The following is a 14,218-nucleotide window of genomic DNA, read 5'->3' as shown; positions in this document are numbered from 1 at the left end:
TTTCGGTCAGGCGGCCCCTCCTGCGATAGTTCCCCCGATGTTCGACATCCCTAGACTCCCCGCGACGGGGGTAATTCGGGGGACAACTCAGTGGGGCATGGAGTGCCGGAACTCGTACTGCAAACCAATGGACGGACCTGGACGCTCGACCCGTCCAGGGCATACACACTCGGACGCGATCCGCAGGGAGACGTCGTGTTCGACGACGCCAGGGTCTCCTGGCGGCACGCCACGGTCAGCTTCAACGGCCGCAGTTGGGTCGTCGAGGACCATGGCAGCACCAACGGCACATACGTGCAGGGGCAGCGGATCCAGCAGTTGGAGATCGGCCCCGGTTCGACGGTGAACCTCGGCAACGCGACCGACGGACCGCAGCTGAACCTCTCGGGCGCCGCGGCCGTCGCCGCACCGCCTCAGCAGCCGTACGCCGCGCAGGCGCCGCAGGCGCAGGGCGCGCCCGCCGGCTGGTCCGCGCCGGCGCAGCAGCACGTCCCGCAGGCGCAGCCGGCGCAGGCCGGCTGGCCGCCGCCGCAGCAGCAGCCCGCGCCGCACATTCCGCCGCAGCAGGGCCCCGGTGGTGGCGCGGGGGCGCCGCCGGTCCACGGCGACCGCAGCCCGACCACGTTCCACCAGTTCTCCCTCGGCCGCGTGATGCGCATCGGCCGTGCCCTGGAGAACGACCTGGTCGTCTCCGACCTCCAGGTCTCCCGCAACCACGCGGAGTTCCACTCGACGCCCGACGGCCGCATGGAGATCCGCGACCTGGGCTCCCACAACGGCACGTACGTCAACGGTCAGCCGATACCCAAGGGCGGCTCCCAGTTGCTCGGGCCGACCGACATCGTGGGCGTCGGCCACTCGACGTTCCGGATCGTCGGCGACCGGCTCGAGGAGTTCGTCGACACCGGTGAGGTCTCCTTCTCGGCCCGCCATCTGACGGTCACGGTCGACGGCGGCAAGCAGATCCTCAAGGACGTCTCCTTCGGCGTCCCGGAGAAGTCGCTGATCGCGGTCATCGGCCCGTCCGGCTCCGGCAAGTCGACCCTGCTCAAGGCGCTGACCGGCTACCGGCCCGCCAACCAGGGCGAGGTGCTGTACGACAACCGGAACCTGTACAAGCAGTTCGCCGAGCTGCGTCAGCGCATCGGTCTGGTCCCGCAGGACGACATCCTGCACAAGGAGCTGACCGTCAAGAAGGCCCTGAAGTACGCGGCCAAGCTGCGCTTCCCGGCCGACACCACGGCGGCCGAGCGCGAGGCCCGCATCGACGAGGTGCTGCGCGAGCTGAAGCTCGACATCCACAAGGAGAAGAAGGTCACCTCCCTCTCCGGCGGCCAGCGCAAGCGCGTCTCCGTCGCCCTGGAGCTGCTGACCAAGCCGTCGCTGATCTTCCTGGACGAGCCGACCTCCGGCCTGGACCCGGGCATGGACCGCGACGTGATGCAGCTGCTGCGGGGTCTGGCGGACGACGGCCGCACGGTGCTGGTCGTCACCCACTCGGTGGCCGAGCTGGCCATCTGCGACAAGCTGCTGGTGATGGCGCCGGGCGGCTCGGTGGCCTACTTCGGTCCGCCCGAGGAGGCGCTGAACTTCTTCGGCTACGACACCTGGGCCGATGTCTTCTCCGCCTTCGAGAACTACCGCGACTACGACTGGGCGGGCCGCTGGAAGGGCTCGCAGCACTACCAGATGTACGCCGCGGACATCGACGCCGTCGCCCCGCAGTCCGTGCAGATGCAGCCCATGCAGGCCATGCGCCCGCCGAAGCCGCAGGGCTGGATGTCGCAGTTCGTCACGCTGGTGCGCCGCTATGTGTCGGTGATCGCCTCCGACCGGGGCTTCCTGGCGCTGATGCTGATCCTGCCGGCGGTGCTCGGCGCGGTGAGCCTGCTCATCGACCCGGACCGGGGCCTGCTGCCCAACCCGCCCAACCCGCAGACCGGCCGGGTCATCCCGAACGGCACGGCCACCACGGTCCTGCTGATCCTCGCGGTCGGCGCCTGTTTCGCCGGCGCGGCCAACTCCGTCCGCGAGCTGATCAAGGAACGGGTCATCTACGAGCGGGAGCGCGCGACCGGCCTGTCCCGGTCGGCGTACCTGATGTCCAAGGTGTTCGTGCTCGGCATGATCACCGTGCTGCAGGGCCTGCTGGTCGGCGTGATCGGTTTCTCCAGCCGGGAGATCCCGGAGGAGGGCCTGGTCCTCGGCGGCATGACGCTGGTCGAGCTGTCGCTTCCGATCATGGCGCTGGGCTTCACCTCGATGATGTTCGGCCTGATCATCTCGTCGCTGGTGAAGACGGCCGAGAAGACCATGCCGCTGCTGGTGATGTTCGCGATCATCCAGGTCGTCTTCACGGGCTGTCTGTTCGCGCTGAACGGCACGGTGGGCGTCAACCAGTTCTCGTATCTGATGCCGTCGCGCTGGGCGGTGGCCGCCGCGGGCGCCACGCTGGACTTCAACCGGATCAGCCCGCCCGAGGAGGCCGGCAACGAGGACCCGCTGTGGGAGAACACCGTGGGCACGTGGGGCATGGACATGGCCGCCCTGCTGATCCTCGGCGCGATCTGCGGCTTCTTCGTGGCCCGCTTCCTGCGCCGCCACGAGCCCGAGGTCATGCGCAAGTAACCGGGGGCTTCGGCCCCGAAGGGCGGCACCCCGTCAGGAGGGTGCCGCCCTTCGGCGTTCTCGTTCGCGTGAAGAGGTCCGCGCCGACCTCAGTACGCGCTGTTGACGTTGTCGATCGAGCCGTAGCGGTCGGCCGCGTAGTTGGCGGCGGCGGTGATGTTGGCGACCGGGTCGTAGATGTTCCACGAGGTGCCGGGCACGTGGTACGCCTGGAAGGTCGGCGGGATCACCTGGAGCAGGCCCTTGGAGGGCACGCCGTTGATGGCGTTGATGTCCCAGTCGTTGATCGCGTTCGGGTTGCCCGAGGACTCGCGCATGATGTTCTTGTGCAGGCCGTGGTAGGAGCCGGGTATGCCCTTGGCGTTCATGATGTCCAGGGCCTGGGTGATCCAGCCGTGCAGGTTGTTCGGGTAGCTCTTGACGGCGGCCTTCCTGACCGGGGCGCGCTCGGCGGAGCGGCTCGCGGTCTGCTTGGCGGCGCGCACCTGCGCGGCCTCGGCGGCGGCTTTCTGCTTCGCGGCCTCGGCGGCCTTCCTCTTGGCGGCGGCGTCGGCCTTCTTCTTGGCGTCGGCCTTCCGCTGCTCCTCCAGGGCCGCGAAGGCCGGGTTCTCGCCGTACAGCGGGTCCGTGAGACCGGCCTTGACGTCCTTGCTCGGCTCGGAGCGGTAGGTCACCGTGGGGGACGAGACGGCCTCGGTGGTGGTGGTCGCGCCGCCTGCGGGGACGACGGTGAAGCCGAGGGCGGCGGCGCCGAGCGTGGCGGCACCGGCGAGGGCGATCTTGCGGTTCCGGGTCAGAGCGCGACTGCGTTCGCGAATCCGGGCATACGTGAGCATGGGGGTTGGACCTCTTCGAATAGCGCGGAGGTCGCTCGGCGTCCGGCGGGGACACGGGGTTGCCCGTACGAACGCCGCGGGTGGGAACCCGCGGCGGTGAGCGACGTCAGCCATTGTTAGCGGCCTGTAAAAAACGGGGCAAAGGTGTGATCTACGATCTCCCATAGTGGATCAGGGAGGGGCAAAGCGGGACAGACCGGGCTGTCTGTCCCGCTGGGATGGGTGGGCCCCTCTCCTATGCGCCTTCGTAGGTGACCTGCGCCCTGTGCGAGGCCTCACACGGCCCGCGCCGCGCTCTCACGAGGAGTTGCGCGAGCAATGCGGAGTGTGAGGTCCGGCTACGGCGCCTCCGGCGGGAGCAGAAGGTGCACGTCCCCGAACTCGTGCCACAGATAGCGCCCGCGCAGCGCCTCCCCGTACCCCCGGTCGATCGCCGCCCGCCCCGCAACCGCCTCCAGCATCAGCAGATGCGAGGCCTCCGGTTCGTGCAGCCCGGTCAGCAGCCCGTCCACCACCCGCACCCCGCGTCCGGGCGTGACCACCAGGTCCGTCCACCCCCGGGCGGCCCGGACCACCCCGTCGGCGCCGGCCGCCGACTCCACCGCCCGCACCGCGGTCGTCCCCACCGCGATCACCCGGCCGTCCCCCGCCCGCACCGCGTTGATCAGCCGGGCCGACGTCGGGGGCACCTCGTAACGCTCCGGGTACGGCGGCTCGTGCGCCTCCGCCGAGGCGACCCCGGTGTGCAGCGTGACCGGCGCGAACCCGACCCCCCGGCTCACCAGCTCCGCCACCGTCCGGCCGGTGAAGGGCCGCGCCGCGCTCGGCATCTCCGCACTGCCCGACCCGTCGCCCGACGGCAGCGCGAACACCGTCTGGTACGCCGACAGCGGCTGATCCCGCTCCGTGTAGGAGTAGCGGATCGGCCGCCCGTGCCGGCGCAGCACCCCGAGCACCTGCGCATCCGTCGGCCGCGCCCACCACAGCCGCTCCCCGGCACCGACGGGCTCCTCCAGCACCAGCCGCGTCCCGTCCGGCAGCCCCACCTCCGCACCCGCGGGACCTCCCGCACGCGGGCGCGTGGTGCCCCTGCCGTCCGGCTCGCGCAGTTCCACCGCCCAGCGCCCGTCGTCCCCCCGCGTCGAGAAGTGCACCACCACGCGCGCGTGCCCGATCCGGCCGTCCACCGCGGCGGCCAGGGTGGGCGAGGTGTTCACCACCAGCAGGTCCCCGGCCCGCAGCAGCAGCGGCAGCTCCCGGAACGCGTGGTGCGACACCTGCGTTCCGCGGGACACCAGCAGCCGTACGTCGTCCCGCTCCAGGCCCGGTCCCCGCTGCTCGGCCGGCACCCGCGCGGACAACTCCTCCGGCACCCGCACCGCGAGCGTCATCGCGTTTCCTCCAGCAGCGCCGACGCCACGATCCGGCCGCTCGCCGGCCGCTCGTCCAGCAGCCGCAGGAACGCCGGGGCCACAGCGGCCGGCTCCGGCCGCGGCCCGTCGTCGTCCGGTACGGCCGCCGCGTACAGGTCGGTGGCCATGTCCCCGGGATCCACCGCCCACACCCGCAGTGCGGGCTCCTCGACGGCCAGCACCGCCGCCAGCCGGTCCAGCGCCGCCTTCGACGCCCCGTAGCCGCCCCACGTCGGGTAGGCCTCCACGGCGGCGTCCGAGCTGACCGCGATCACCGCGCCGGCCCCCGACGCCCGCAGCAGCGGCAACGCCTCGCGCACCAGCCCCAGCGCGGCCACCACATTCACCTCCAGCGCCCGCCGCAGCCCTTCCAGGGGCAGCTCCTCCAGCGGCACCAGCGGCTCGGCGCCCAGAGCGCTCGCGTTGTGCACCAGCAGATCGACCCCGCCGAGCCGCCAGGCCGCGGCCACCAGCCCCGACCGGTGCCCCGCGTCCGTCACGTCCCCCGCGAGCGCCTCCACCCGCGTCCCGTGCGCCCCGAGCTGTGCCGCCGCCTCCCGCAGCGCCCCGGCGCCACGGGCGTTCAGCACCAGATCCCAGCCGCGCGCGGCCAGCCCTTCGGCGAGCGCCCGCCCCAGCCCTTTGGACGCCCCTGTGATGATCGCTACCGGCATGACGTCTCCCCTCGTTCCCGACGCCGCTCGACGGGCGTCGCCTCGACGAGGGGAACGCTAGGAACCGGCCGGCCCGCCGCGCGTCGGACGCAGGCCGCAGAACGACGGGTCCCTTCGGCCTACGCCACCGCACTCCGTCCCGGGGCCTACACCCCGCGCTCCGTCCCCGGCCCTACGCCCCGCGCTCCGTCCCGCGCCCTAGGTCCACCGTCCCGGGCGGCGGCCGTCACAGGTCCGATCCGCGCTGTCGCACCCCGCCGGTAGCGTGGACGCCATGAGTCGAGGACCCCGGTCCGGCCTTGCCGCGGTGAGCGCCGCGCTGCTGGCGATGAGCAGGCATCTGGAGGTGCGCGACGTCCTCAAGACGATCGTCGCCTCCGCCCGTGAGCTGCTCGACGCGCAGTACGCCGCGCTCGGCGTCCCCGACGACCACGGCGGCTTCGCCCAGTTCGTGGTGGACGGCGTCGGCGACGAGCAGTGGAAGGCCATCGGCCCCCTCCCACGCCAGCACGGCATCCTCGCCGCGATGCTGCGCGAGGCGAAACCGCAGCGCCTGGCCGACGTCCGCAAGGACCCCCGCTTCGAGGGCTGGCCCTCCGCCCACCCCGAGCTGGCCGACTTCCTCGGCCTGCCCATCCGCGACGGCGACGAGATCATCGGCGCGCTCTTCCTCGCCAACAAGAACTGCCCCAGACCCGACGGCGGCTGCGGCTTCACCGAGGACGACGAGGAACTGCTGGCCATCCTCGCCCAGCACGCGGCCATCGCCCTCACCAACGCCCGCCTCTACGAACGCAGCCGCGAACTGACCATCGCCGAGGAACGCTCCCGCCTCGCCCACGAACTGCACGACGCCGTCAGCCAGAAACTCTTCTCCCTGCGCCTGACCGCCCAGGCCGCAGCGGCCCTGGTCGACCGCGACCCGGCCCGCGCCAAGGGCGAACTCCAGCAGATCGCCGGCCTCGCCGCCGAGGCCGCCGACGAACTGCGCGCCGCCGTCGTGGAGCTGCGCCCCGCCGCCCTGGACGAGGACGGCCTCGTCGCCACCCTGCGCACCCAGATCCAGGTCCTCGACCGCGCCCACAGCGCGCACGTCACCTTCACCGCGCGCGGCGTGCGGGCCCTGCCCGCCGCCCAGGAGGAGGCTCTGCTGCGCGTCGCCCAGGAGGCCCTGCACAACGCCCTGAGACACTCCGGCGCCACCCGCGTCGACGTCACCCTGGACCGCCACGGCCCCGGAGCCGTCCTGCGGATCGGCGACGACGGCAGCGGCTTCGAACCGCGCACCGTGCGCCGGGCGGGACGCCACCTCGGCCTGGTCTCGATGCGGGACCGCGCGAGCGGCGTCGGCGGCAGGCTGACCGTGCAATCGGCGCCCGGCAAGGGCACCACGATCGAGATGGAGGTCCCCGGTGGCTGACGCAATCAGGGTGCTGCTCGTCGACGACCACCAGGTCGTCCGCCGGGGCCTGCGCACCTTCCTGGAGGTACAGGACGACATCGAGGTGGTCGGCGAGGCCGCCGACGGCGAGGAGGGCGTCGCCCGCGCCGAGGAGCTGCGGCCGGACGTCGTCCTCATGGACGTCAAGATGCCGGGCATGGACGGTGTCGAGGCGCTGCGCAGGCTCCGCGAACTGGACAACCCCGCACGCGTCCTCGTCGTCACCAGTTTCACCGAGCAGCGCACCGTCGTCCCCGCCCTGCGCGCCGGCGCCGCCGGGTACGTCTACAAGGACGTCGACCCGGACGCCCTCGCCGGCGCCATCCGATCGGTCCACGCCGGCCACATCCTGCTCCAGCCGGAGGTCGCCGGCGCCCTGCTCGCCCAGGAGGAGAGCAACGGCGGCCAGGGCAGGGGCGGCACGCTCACCGACCGGGAGCGCGAGGTGCTGAGCCTGATAGCGGACGGCCGCTCCAATCGCGAGATCGCCCGCGCCCTGGTCCTGTCCGAGAAGACGGTGAAGACCCACGTCTCCAACATCCTCATGAAACTCGACCTGTCGGACCGCACCCAGGCCGCCCTGTGGGCCGTACGCCACGGCGTCACCGGCTGAGCCGGAGCCCGCCGGGCGGCGCCGCGCTCAGCGCACGCCCCGCTCCCGCTCCTCCACCATGGAGTTGTACGCCGCCACCTGCGCCCGCCGGGCCGTCCGCTCCACCGGACGCAGCGCCTGCGCCCGCGCCGCCATCTCGCCCGCGCTCACCGCACCCCCGTGCCCCGCCCCGTGCGCCACGGACATCAGCAGGGCCACCCGCTGCGCCAGCTCCAGCACCCGCACCGCCCGCCCCGGATACCCCGGAGCCAGAGCCTCCCGGCCGCGCTCGGCCCGCGCCCGGTAGGCGTCGATCGCCGCCTGGGCCACCGGACCCGACCCGGCCACGTCCAGCCGCGTCAACGCCTCCGTCGCCTCCCGCAGCGCCTCCGCCAGCTCCCGCTCCGCCTCGCCCAGCGAGGGCACGTCGGCCGGCGGCGCCTCCCGCACCGGCAGACAGTGCCAGACGACCTCCACGTGCACATCGCCGTCCGGCCCGGCCTCGTACACCTCGGGAACCAGCCCGAAGGCGGCCCCGTGACAGATCACCGCCTCCTCGGCCTCCAGCGCCCGCGCGTTGAACTCCGGCGGACCGCTCAGCCCCAGCGGATGCCCCGGCGCCGGCAGCGCCACCCGCAGCCCCGTCGCCCCGAGCGCCCGCAGCCGTCCCAGCGCCAGCGTCAGACCCACCGGCGCCGACTCGCCCGGCAGCCCCTCCACGCGGTGCACGGCGTCCTCGCCGACGATCGCGACCACGGCGTCGTCCGGCGAGACAAGTCCGGCGAGAAGGGCATTTCCCCAAGCGGCGAGGCGTCCAGAGCGCGGTTCCGAAAGCATGGCTCCCACCCTAAGTACCGGACCGATGGAATGGAGCGGCCGACCGGTGGCGTAGATTTCCTGGAGGGCCGCCCCACCGGCGCGGCGGACCGAGCCACAGGCGAACGCGACAGCCGAGACCGGCCACACTGCAAGGGGAGACAACGCGCTCATGAGCGATGTTCTGGAGCTTCAGGACGTATCCGTGGTCCGTGAGGGCCGGGCTCTGGTGGACCAGGTCTCCTGGTCGGTCAAGGAGGGCGAGCGCTGGGTCATCCTCGGCCCCAACGGCGCCGGCAAGACCACCCTCCTCAACGTCGCGTCCAGCTACGTCTACCCGAGCAAGGGCACCGCCACCATCCTCGGCGAGACCCTCGGCCGCCCCGGCACCGACGTCTTCGAACTGCGCCCCCGCATCGGCATGGCCGGCATCGCCATGGCCGACAAGCTCCCCGGGCGCCAGACCGTCCTGCAGACCGTCCTCACCGCCGCCTACGGCATGACCGCCGCCTGGCAGGAGGAGTACGAGGACGTCGACGAGCAGCGCGCCCGCGCCTTCCTCGACCGCCTCGGCATGTCCGACTTCCTCGACCGGAAGTTCGGCACCCTCTCCGAGGGCGAGCGCAAGCGCACCCTCATCGCCCGCGCCCTGATGACCGACCCCGAGCTGCTTCTGCTGGACGAGCCCGCCGCCGGCCTCGACCTCGGCGGACGCGAGGACCTCGTACGCCGTCTCGGCCGCCTCGCCCGCGACCCCATCGCCCCCTCGATGATCATGGTCACCCACCACGTCGAGGAGATCGCGCCGGGCTTCACCCACGTCCTCATGATCCGCCAGGGCAAGGTCCTCGCCGCGGGCCCGCTGGAGCTCGAACTCACCTCCCGCAACCTCTCCCTCTGCTTCGGCCTCCCGCTCGTCGTGGAGCAGGTCGGCGACCGCTGGACCGCCCAGGGCCTCCCGCTCGCCTGACCCTCCCCGGACCCACAGCGGACAACAGGGGCGCACACCAAGGGCGTTCGACCCACGGCGCGCCCTGTCCGGGACGCCGCCGCGGACCTACCATGACCGTGTGAACGCCATTGACGCATGGGTGTGGTGGCTCGTCGGAGCGGCGGGGCTCGGCATCGCGCTCGTCGTGACCGCGATGCCGGAACTGGCAATGCTGGCCGTGGGCGCACTGGCCGGCGCGCTCGTCGCCGCGCTGGGCGGCGGCATCGTCGCCCAGGTCGTCGTCTTCGCCGTCGTATCGGTCGCCCTCATCGCCGTCGTACGCCCCATCGCGGCCCGGCACCGCGCCGACCGGCCCCAACACGTCACCGGGGTCGACGCGTTGAAAGGCCGCCAGGCCGTCGTGGTGGAACGCGTCGACGCCTCCGGCGGACGGATCAAGCTCGCCGGCGAGATCTGGTCGGCGCGCGCCCTCGACAACGGCCGCGCCTACGAGGCGGGTGAGGAAGTGGACGTCGTGGACATCGAGGGAGCCACGGCGATCGTCATATGACCCCGCACGACGCAAGGTGGCCGAACACCGCACGAGCCGCGCGACGGTCTGACAGACTCGACCAGCAAGATCTTCGACAACCATAAGATCTTCCAAGAGCGCCGAGGCGGAGAAGGGTACGGGGAACGTCGATGGAACCGGTCATCATCGTCCTGATCATTCTGGTGGTGTTGGTCTTCATCGCCCTGATCAAGACGATCCAGGTCATCCCACAGGCCAGTGCCGCGATCGTGGAGCGCTTCGGCCGCTACACGCGGACGCTGAACGCGGGCCTCAACATCGTCGTCCCGTTCATCGACACCATCCGCAACCGCATCGACCTGCGCGAGCAGGTCGTGCCGTTCCCGCCGCAGCCGGTCATCACCCAGGACAACCTGGTCGTCAACATCGACACCGTCATCTACTACCAGGTGACGGACGCACGGGCCGCGACCTACGAAGTCGCCAGCTACATCCAGGCCATCGAGCAGCTCACCGTCACCACGCTGCGCAACATCATCGGCGGCATGGACCTCGAGCGCACCCTGACCTCCCGCGAGGAGATCAACGCCGCCCTGCGCGGCGTCCTGGACGAGGCCACCGGCAAGTGGGGCATCCGCGTCAACCGCGTCGAGCTCAAGGCCATCGAACCGCCCACCTCCATCCAGGACTCGATGGAGAAGCAGATGCGCGCCGACCGTGACAAGCGCGCCGCGATCCTCCAGGCCGAGGGCGTCCGGCAGTCCGAGATCCTGCGCGCCGAGGGCGAGAAGCAGTCCCAGATCCTGCGCGCCGAGGGCGAGGCCAAGGCCGCGGCCCTGCGCGCCGAGGGCGAGGCCCAAGCCGTCCGCACCGTCTTCGAGGCGATCCACGCCGGCGACCCGGACCAGAAGCTGCTCTCCTACCAGTACCTCCAGATGCTCCCGAAGATCGCCGAGGGCGACGCCAACAAGCTCTGGATCGTCCCCAGCGAAATCGGCGACGCCCTCAAGGGTCTGTCCGGCGCCATGGGCAACTTCGGCGCCCCCAGGCCCAGCCAGGACAACGGCCACACCCCGACGGAACGCCGCGAGAAGCCCAGCATCGACTGAGGGCGCCTCGGGAAGCGCGAGTTCCCCGCAACCCCGCTCCGGGGCGCGGGGAACCGCGCGACAAGCCATGACGAACCCCGCACCCGCGGGGAACACCTCAGCCGCACCCCGGCGGGCGCCTCACGCAGCGTCGAGAGTCAGCCAGTCCGGCAACGCCGTGAGGTCGTCCTGCCCCAGCGCCAGCAGCATCGCATCGGCAGGAGTGGGCTCGAACGGCTGCCGCAGCAACGGCATCCCCGCCTCCTCCGGAGTCCGGTTCGCCTTGCGGTGGTTGTCCTCCGCGCACGAGGCGACCGTGTTCAGCCAGGTGTCCCGACCCCCCTGGGACCGCGGCACCACGTGGTCCACGGTCGTGGCCCGCTTCCCGCAGTACGCGCACCGGTGCCGGTCCCGCACCAGAACACCCCGCCGGGACCACGGCGCTTGTCTTCGGAACGGCACCCGTACGTATCTGCACAGCCTGATGACCCGGGGCGCCGGTATGTCGACCGCGGCTCCGCGCATGCGCAGTTCGGGGTGGGACTGCTCCACGACGGCCTTGTCCTGGAGCACCAGAACGACGGCTCGGTTCAACGTCACCGTCGACAGCGGCTCGAAGCTCGCGTTCAGTACCAGCGTGTCCCGCATGACCAGCCCACCTCCCGTGCGCACCGGCCCACCCCCTTGGCGGGCTGGGATCAACTCTGGCCGTGCACGCCGAGATGGACAACGCAATAAATGCCCGCCTCCGATCACCGCCAACCACCGCGGCGACCAGAGACGGGCGAACGTTCGATGAACGTCAGGACTGGGCGGGCACCTCGTACTCACCGATCAGCTGAGCGCGCGCCAGGGTGTGGAACCGGAGGTTGAAGCCCACGACCGCCGGACTGGCGTCCGCGTCCGGGCCCAGCTTCTCCTGGTCCACCGCGTACACCGTGAACACATACCGGTGCGGCCCGTCCCCGGGCGGCGGCGCGGCGCCGCCGAAGTCCTTGGTGCCGTAGTCGTTGCGGGCGTGGACCGCGCCCTCCGGCAGCCCCTCGAACTTCCCGCTGCCCGCGCCCGCCGGCAGCTCCGTCACCGAGGCCGGGATGTCGAACAGGACCCAGTGCCAGAACCCGCTCCCCGTCGGAGCGTCCGGGTCGTAGCAGGTCACGGCGAAACTCTTGGTCTCGGCCGGAAAGCCCTCCCACCGCAGCTGCGGCGAGGTGTTGCCGGCCGCGTGGACCTGAGCGTCCTTGAGCGTCGCGCCCTCCTGGACGTCCTCGCTCGTGACCGCGAACGACGGCACGGGCGGATGGAAGTCGTGGGGGAGCGGCCGCCGCTTGAGCTCGGTCACCTCGGTACCTCCTGGATCGGGTAAATGCAGAGGCCTCCGAGCCTAGAACCAGTTCCGCTTGCTGCCGACCTCGGACAGCCACTGGTTGAGGTACGCCACCCAGTCGGTGCCCCGGAAGTCGTGCAGGCCCACCTGGAAGGAGCGGAAGGTGTCGCTGCCCTCGCTGAACAGGCCCGGCCTCTTGTCCATCTCCAGCACCACGTCCATGGCCTGCTCGTCGGCCACGAAGCTCAGCTCCACCTGGTTCAGCCCGCGGTACTGCTGCGGCGGCAGGAACTCGATCTCCTGGTAGAACGGCAGCTTCTGACGCGTGCCCCGGATGTGCCCGCGCTCCATGTCCGCGTTCTTGAACCGGAAGCCCAGCTGGACGAAGGCGTCCAGAATGGCCTTCTGCGCCGGCAGCGGGTGCACGTTGATCGGGTCAAGGTCCCCGGAGTCCACCGCACGCGCGATCTCCAGCACCGTGGTGACGCCGATGTGCATCCCGTGCAGCGCCTGACCGTCGATCATGGTGATCGGCGTCTCCCACGGGATGTCCAGCCCGAACGGCACCGTGTGCACGGCGTTCGCCTGCAGCTCGAAGGCGCCGCCGAGCCGCACCTTGGTGAACTCCACGTCCTGCTTGTACTCGGAGTCCTGGCCCTCCACCTCGACCCGGGCCTGCAGTCCGAGCGACAGCGCCTCGATCTGCTGGTTGACGGACCCGCCCTGGATGCGCACCTCACCCTGGACGACACCACCCGGAACGACGTTGACCTCGGTGAGCACCGTCTCGACGGAAGCCCCGCCGGCCCCCAGGCTCGCGAGCAGCTTCTTGAACGCCATGTCTTACCCCTTCGCCCACTTGCGCTTGGATCCTCGATCCCTACATACGCGATACGCCACCCCCCGGTTCCGCGCCACCCGACTGCACTACCCTCGGACGGCGTGATCGCGACCCCCGACCGTACGCCCCTGCCGCGCGCCTTCTTCGACCGCCCCGTCCTCGACGTGGCCCCCGACCTGCTCGGGCGCATCGTCGTACGGGACACCCCGGACGGACCCATCGCGGTACGCCTGACCGAGGTCGAGGCCTACGACGGCCACAACGACCCCGGCTCCCATGCCTACCGGGGCCGCACCCCCCGCAACGACGTGATGTTCGGGCCTCCCGGACACGTGTACGTCTACTTCACCTACGGCATGTGGTTCTGCATGAACCTGGTGTGCGGCGAGGAGGGCCGGGCGAGCGGGGTCCTGCTCCGCGCCGGCGAGATCGTCGAGGGCGCGGAACTGGCTCGCACCCGTCGACTCTCGGCCCGCAACGACAAGGAACTGGCCAAAGGCCCGGCACGTCTCGCCACGGCCCTGGACGTGGACCGGACCCTCGACGGCACGGACGCCTGCGCCCCCGGCGAGACCCCCATCCGCGTCCTCACCGGGACCCCCGTCCCCGCCGACCAGGTGCGCAACGGTCCGCGCACCGGCGTCGCCGGCGAGGGCGGCGTCCACCCCTGGCGCTTCTGGGTGGCCGACGACCCGACCGTCAGCCCTTACCGGGCCCACGTTCCCCGCCGCCGTCGAACTTGACTCGACCTTGGAAGGTCCGTAATGTGGCCCAAGCCGCTGAACCGGGTACTGCGAAGTCAGCAGCCGGAGCGGCCAAACCCACTACCTACGTCCTCCCCTCGGCGGGAGCGAATTCGGCGTGCCCGCATGTCGAATTCGGGACTCGGGAAGCTCGATTATGAGCTGCTCGCAGATTCGGCTAACGTAGTGAATGTCGAGAGGCCGACGAGCGAAAGCCCGGAAGCCTCAAGACGCCCCGCCGACCGGGAATCGGAGCCGAAAGGATCTGATAGAGTCGGAAACGCAAGACCGAAGGGAAGCGCCCGGAGGAAAGCCCGAGAGGGTGAGTACAAAGGAAGCGGCCGTTCCTTGAGAACT

General features: G+C 71.3%; 14 protein-coding genes. 7 read left to right on the top strand and 7 right to left on the bottom strand.

Annotation, left to right across the window (positions count from 1 at the left end; genetic code table 11):
• Positions 1-102 precede the first annotated feature (102 nt).
• Positions 103-2,628, top strand: coding sequence for an FHA domain-containing protein (locus tag ABZY13_RS21145; RefSeq protein ID WP_356632924.1), 2,526 nt, complete (start codon positions 103-105; stop codon positions 2,626-2,628).
• Positions 2,629-2,717: 89 nt separating this feature from the next.
• Here the strand turns inward: ABZY13_RS21145 and ABZY13_RS21140 are convergent, their stop codons facing one another.
• From ABZY13_RS21140 to ABZY13_RS21130, 3 genes are all read right to left on the bottom strand, one after another.
• Positions 2,718-3,464 carry a transglycosylase SLT domain-containing protein gene (locus ABZY13_RS21140; protein WP_356632922.1) on the bottom strand — a complete coding sequence of 249 codons (747 nt, stop codon included), beginning with the start codon at positions 3,462-3,464 and terminating at the stop codon, positions 2,718-2,720.
• Positions 3,465-3,802: 338 nt separating this feature from the next.
• Entirely contained in the window at positions 3,803-4,855 is a 1,053-nt protein-coding gene (locus tag ABZY13_RS21135) for an S-adenosylmethionine:tRNA ribosyltransferase-isomerase (RefSeq protein WP_356632920.1), read from the bottom strand.
• Positions 4,852-5,550: an SDR family NAD(P)-dependent oxidoreductase gene (locus tag ABZY13_RS21130; protein ID WP_356632918.1), complete on the bottom strand. Its 699-nt coding sequence runs from the start codon at positions 5,548-5,550 to the stop codon at positions 4,852-4,854. Before ABZY13_RS21130 ends, ABZY13_RS21135 begins: the two co-directional genes overlap by 4 nt.
• Positions 5,551-5,824: 274 nt before the next feature.
• Here ABZY13_RS21130 and ABZY13_RS21125 point away from each other — a divergent pair, with 274 nt between their 5' ends.
• A complete protein-coding gene (locus ABZY13_RS21125; protein WP_356632916.1) occupies positions 5,825-6,970 on the top strand; it encodes a GAF domain-containing sensor histidine kinase in 1,146 nt (381 codons plus the stop codon).
• Positions 6,963-7,604 (top strand): response regulator transcription factor, encoded by a 642-nt coding sequence (locus tag ABZY13_RS21120; RefSeq protein ID WP_356632914.1) that lies wholly within the window; start codon positions 6,963-6,965, stop codon positions 7,602-7,604. The genes ABZY13_RS21125 and ABZY13_RS21120 overlap by 8 nt, the downstream gene beginning before the upstream one ends.
• Positions 7,605-7,631: 27 nt before the next feature.
• On the opposite strand, the gene ABZY13_RS21115 is transcribed toward ABZY13_RS21120, so the two are convergent.
• On the bottom strand, positions 7,632-8,420 hold the full coding sequence (locus ABZY13_RS21115) for a hypothetical protein (RefSeq protein ID WP_356632912.1): 789 nt from the start codon (positions 8,418-8,420) through the stop codon (positions 7,632-7,634).
• A gap of 151 nt (positions 8,421-8,571) precedes the next feature.
• Here ABZY13_RS21115 and ABZY13_RS21110 point away from each other — a divergent pair, with 151 nt between their 5' ends.
• From ABZY13_RS21110 to ABZY13_RS21100, 3 genes are all read left to right on the top strand, one after another.
• Complete coding sequence (locus ABZY13_RS21110) at positions 8,572-9,369, top strand: ABC transporter ATP-binding protein (RefSeq protein ID WP_356632910.1); 798 nt, start codon at positions 8,572-8,574, stop codon at positions 9,367-9,369.
• A 100-nt stretch (positions 9,370-9,469) separates the two neighbouring features.
• Positions 9,470-9,901: an NfeD family protein gene (locus ABZY13_RS21105; RefSeq protein WP_356632908.1), complete on the top strand. Its 432-nt coding sequence runs from the start codon at positions 9,470-9,472 to the stop codon at positions 9,899-9,901.
• Positions 9,902-10,032: 131 nt separating this feature from the next.
• Positions 10,033-10,971, top strand: coding sequence for an SPFH domain-containing protein (locus ABZY13_RS21100; RefSeq protein ID WP_356632906.1), 939 nt, complete (start codon positions 10,033-10,035; stop codon positions 10,969-10,971).
• Positions 10,972-11,091: 120 nt separating this feature from the next.
• Here the strand turns inward: ABZY13_RS21100 and ABZY13_RS21095 are convergent, their stop codons facing one another.
• From ABZY13_RS21095 to ABZY13_RS21085, 3 genes are all read right to left on the bottom strand, one after another.
• Complete coding sequence (locus ABZY13_RS21095) at positions 11,092-11,598, bottom strand: HNH endonuclease (RefSeq protein WP_356632904.1); 507 nt, start codon at positions 11,596-11,598, stop codon at positions 11,092-11,094.
• Positions 11,599-11,752: 154 nt separating this feature from the next.
• Positions 11,753-12,292: a YbhB/YbcL family Raf kinase inhibitor-like protein gene (locus tag ABZY13_RS21090; protein ID WP_356632902.1), complete on the bottom strand. Its 540-nt coding sequence runs from the start codon at positions 12,290-12,292 to the stop codon at positions 11,753-11,755.
• Positions 12,293-12,334: 42 nt separating this feature from the next.
• Positions 12,335-13,117 carry a sporulation protein gene (locus tag ABZY13_RS21085; RefSeq protein WP_356632900.1) on the bottom strand — a complete coding sequence of 261 codons (783 nt, stop codon included), beginning with the start codon at positions 13,115-13,117 and terminating at the stop codon, positions 12,335-12,337.
• Positions 13,118-13,219: 102 nt separating this feature from the next.
• On the opposite strand from ABZY13_RS21085, the gene ABZY13_RS21080 reads away from it, so the two are divergent.
• Positions 13,220-13,861 (top strand): DNA-3-methyladenine glycosylase, encoded by a 642-nt coding sequence (locus ABZY13_RS21080; RefSeq protein ID WP_356632898.1) that lies wholly within the window; start codon positions 13,220-13,222, stop codon positions 13,859-13,861.
• The last annotated feature ends 357 nt before the right edge of the window (positions 13,862-14,218 follow it).

It is taken from the genome of Streptomyces sp. NPDC006610 (assembly GCF_040611575.1).
GTDB lineage: Bacteria > Actinomycetota > Actinomycetes > Streptomycetales > Streptomycetaceae > Streptomyces.
Note: the sequence above shows the minus strand (reverse complement) of the source record. Positions and strands in the feature narration are given on the sequence as shown.

Excerpts from the sequence above, each read along its gene's own strand:
- ABZY13_RS21140 (WP_356632922.1), bottom strand. The coding sequence starts at position 3,464 with ATGCTCACGTATGCCCGGATTCGCGAACGCAGTCGCGCTCTGACCCGG.
- ABZY13_RS21135 (WP_356632920.1), bottom strand. The coding sequence starts at position 4,855 with ATGACGCTCGCGGTGCGGGTGCCGGAGGAGTTGTCCGCGCGGGTGCCG.
- ABZY13_RS21130 (WP_356632918.1), bottom strand. The coding sequence starts at position 5,550 with ATGCCGGTAGCGATCATCACAGGGGCGTCCAAAGGGCTGGGGCGGGCG.
- ABZY13_RS21125 (WP_356632916.1), top strand. The coding sequence starts at position 5,825 with ATGAGTCGAGGACCCCGGTCCGGCCTTGCCGCGGTGAGCGCCGCGCTG.
- ABZY13_RS21115 (WP_356632912.1), bottom strand. The coding sequence starts at position 8,420 with ATGCTTTCGGAACCGCGCTCTGGACGCCTCGCCGCTTGGGGAAATGCC.
- ABZY13_RS21110 (WP_356632910.1), top strand. The coding sequence starts at position 8,572 with ATGAGCGATGTTCTGGAGCTTCAGGACGTATCCGTGGTCCGTGAGGGC.
- ABZY13_RS21100 (WP_356632906.1), top strand. The coding sequence starts at position 10,033 with ATGGAACCGGTCATCATCGTCCTGATCATTCTGGTGGTGTTGGTCTTC.
- ABZY13_RS21095 (WP_356632904.1), bottom strand. The coding sequence starts at position 11,598 with ATGCGGGACACGCTGGTACTGAACGCGAGCTTCGAGCCGCTGTCGACG.
- ABZY13_RS21085 (WP_356632900.1), bottom strand. The coding sequence starts at position 13,117 with ATGGCGTTCAAGAAGCTGCTCGCGAGCCTGGGGGCCGGCGGGGCTTCC.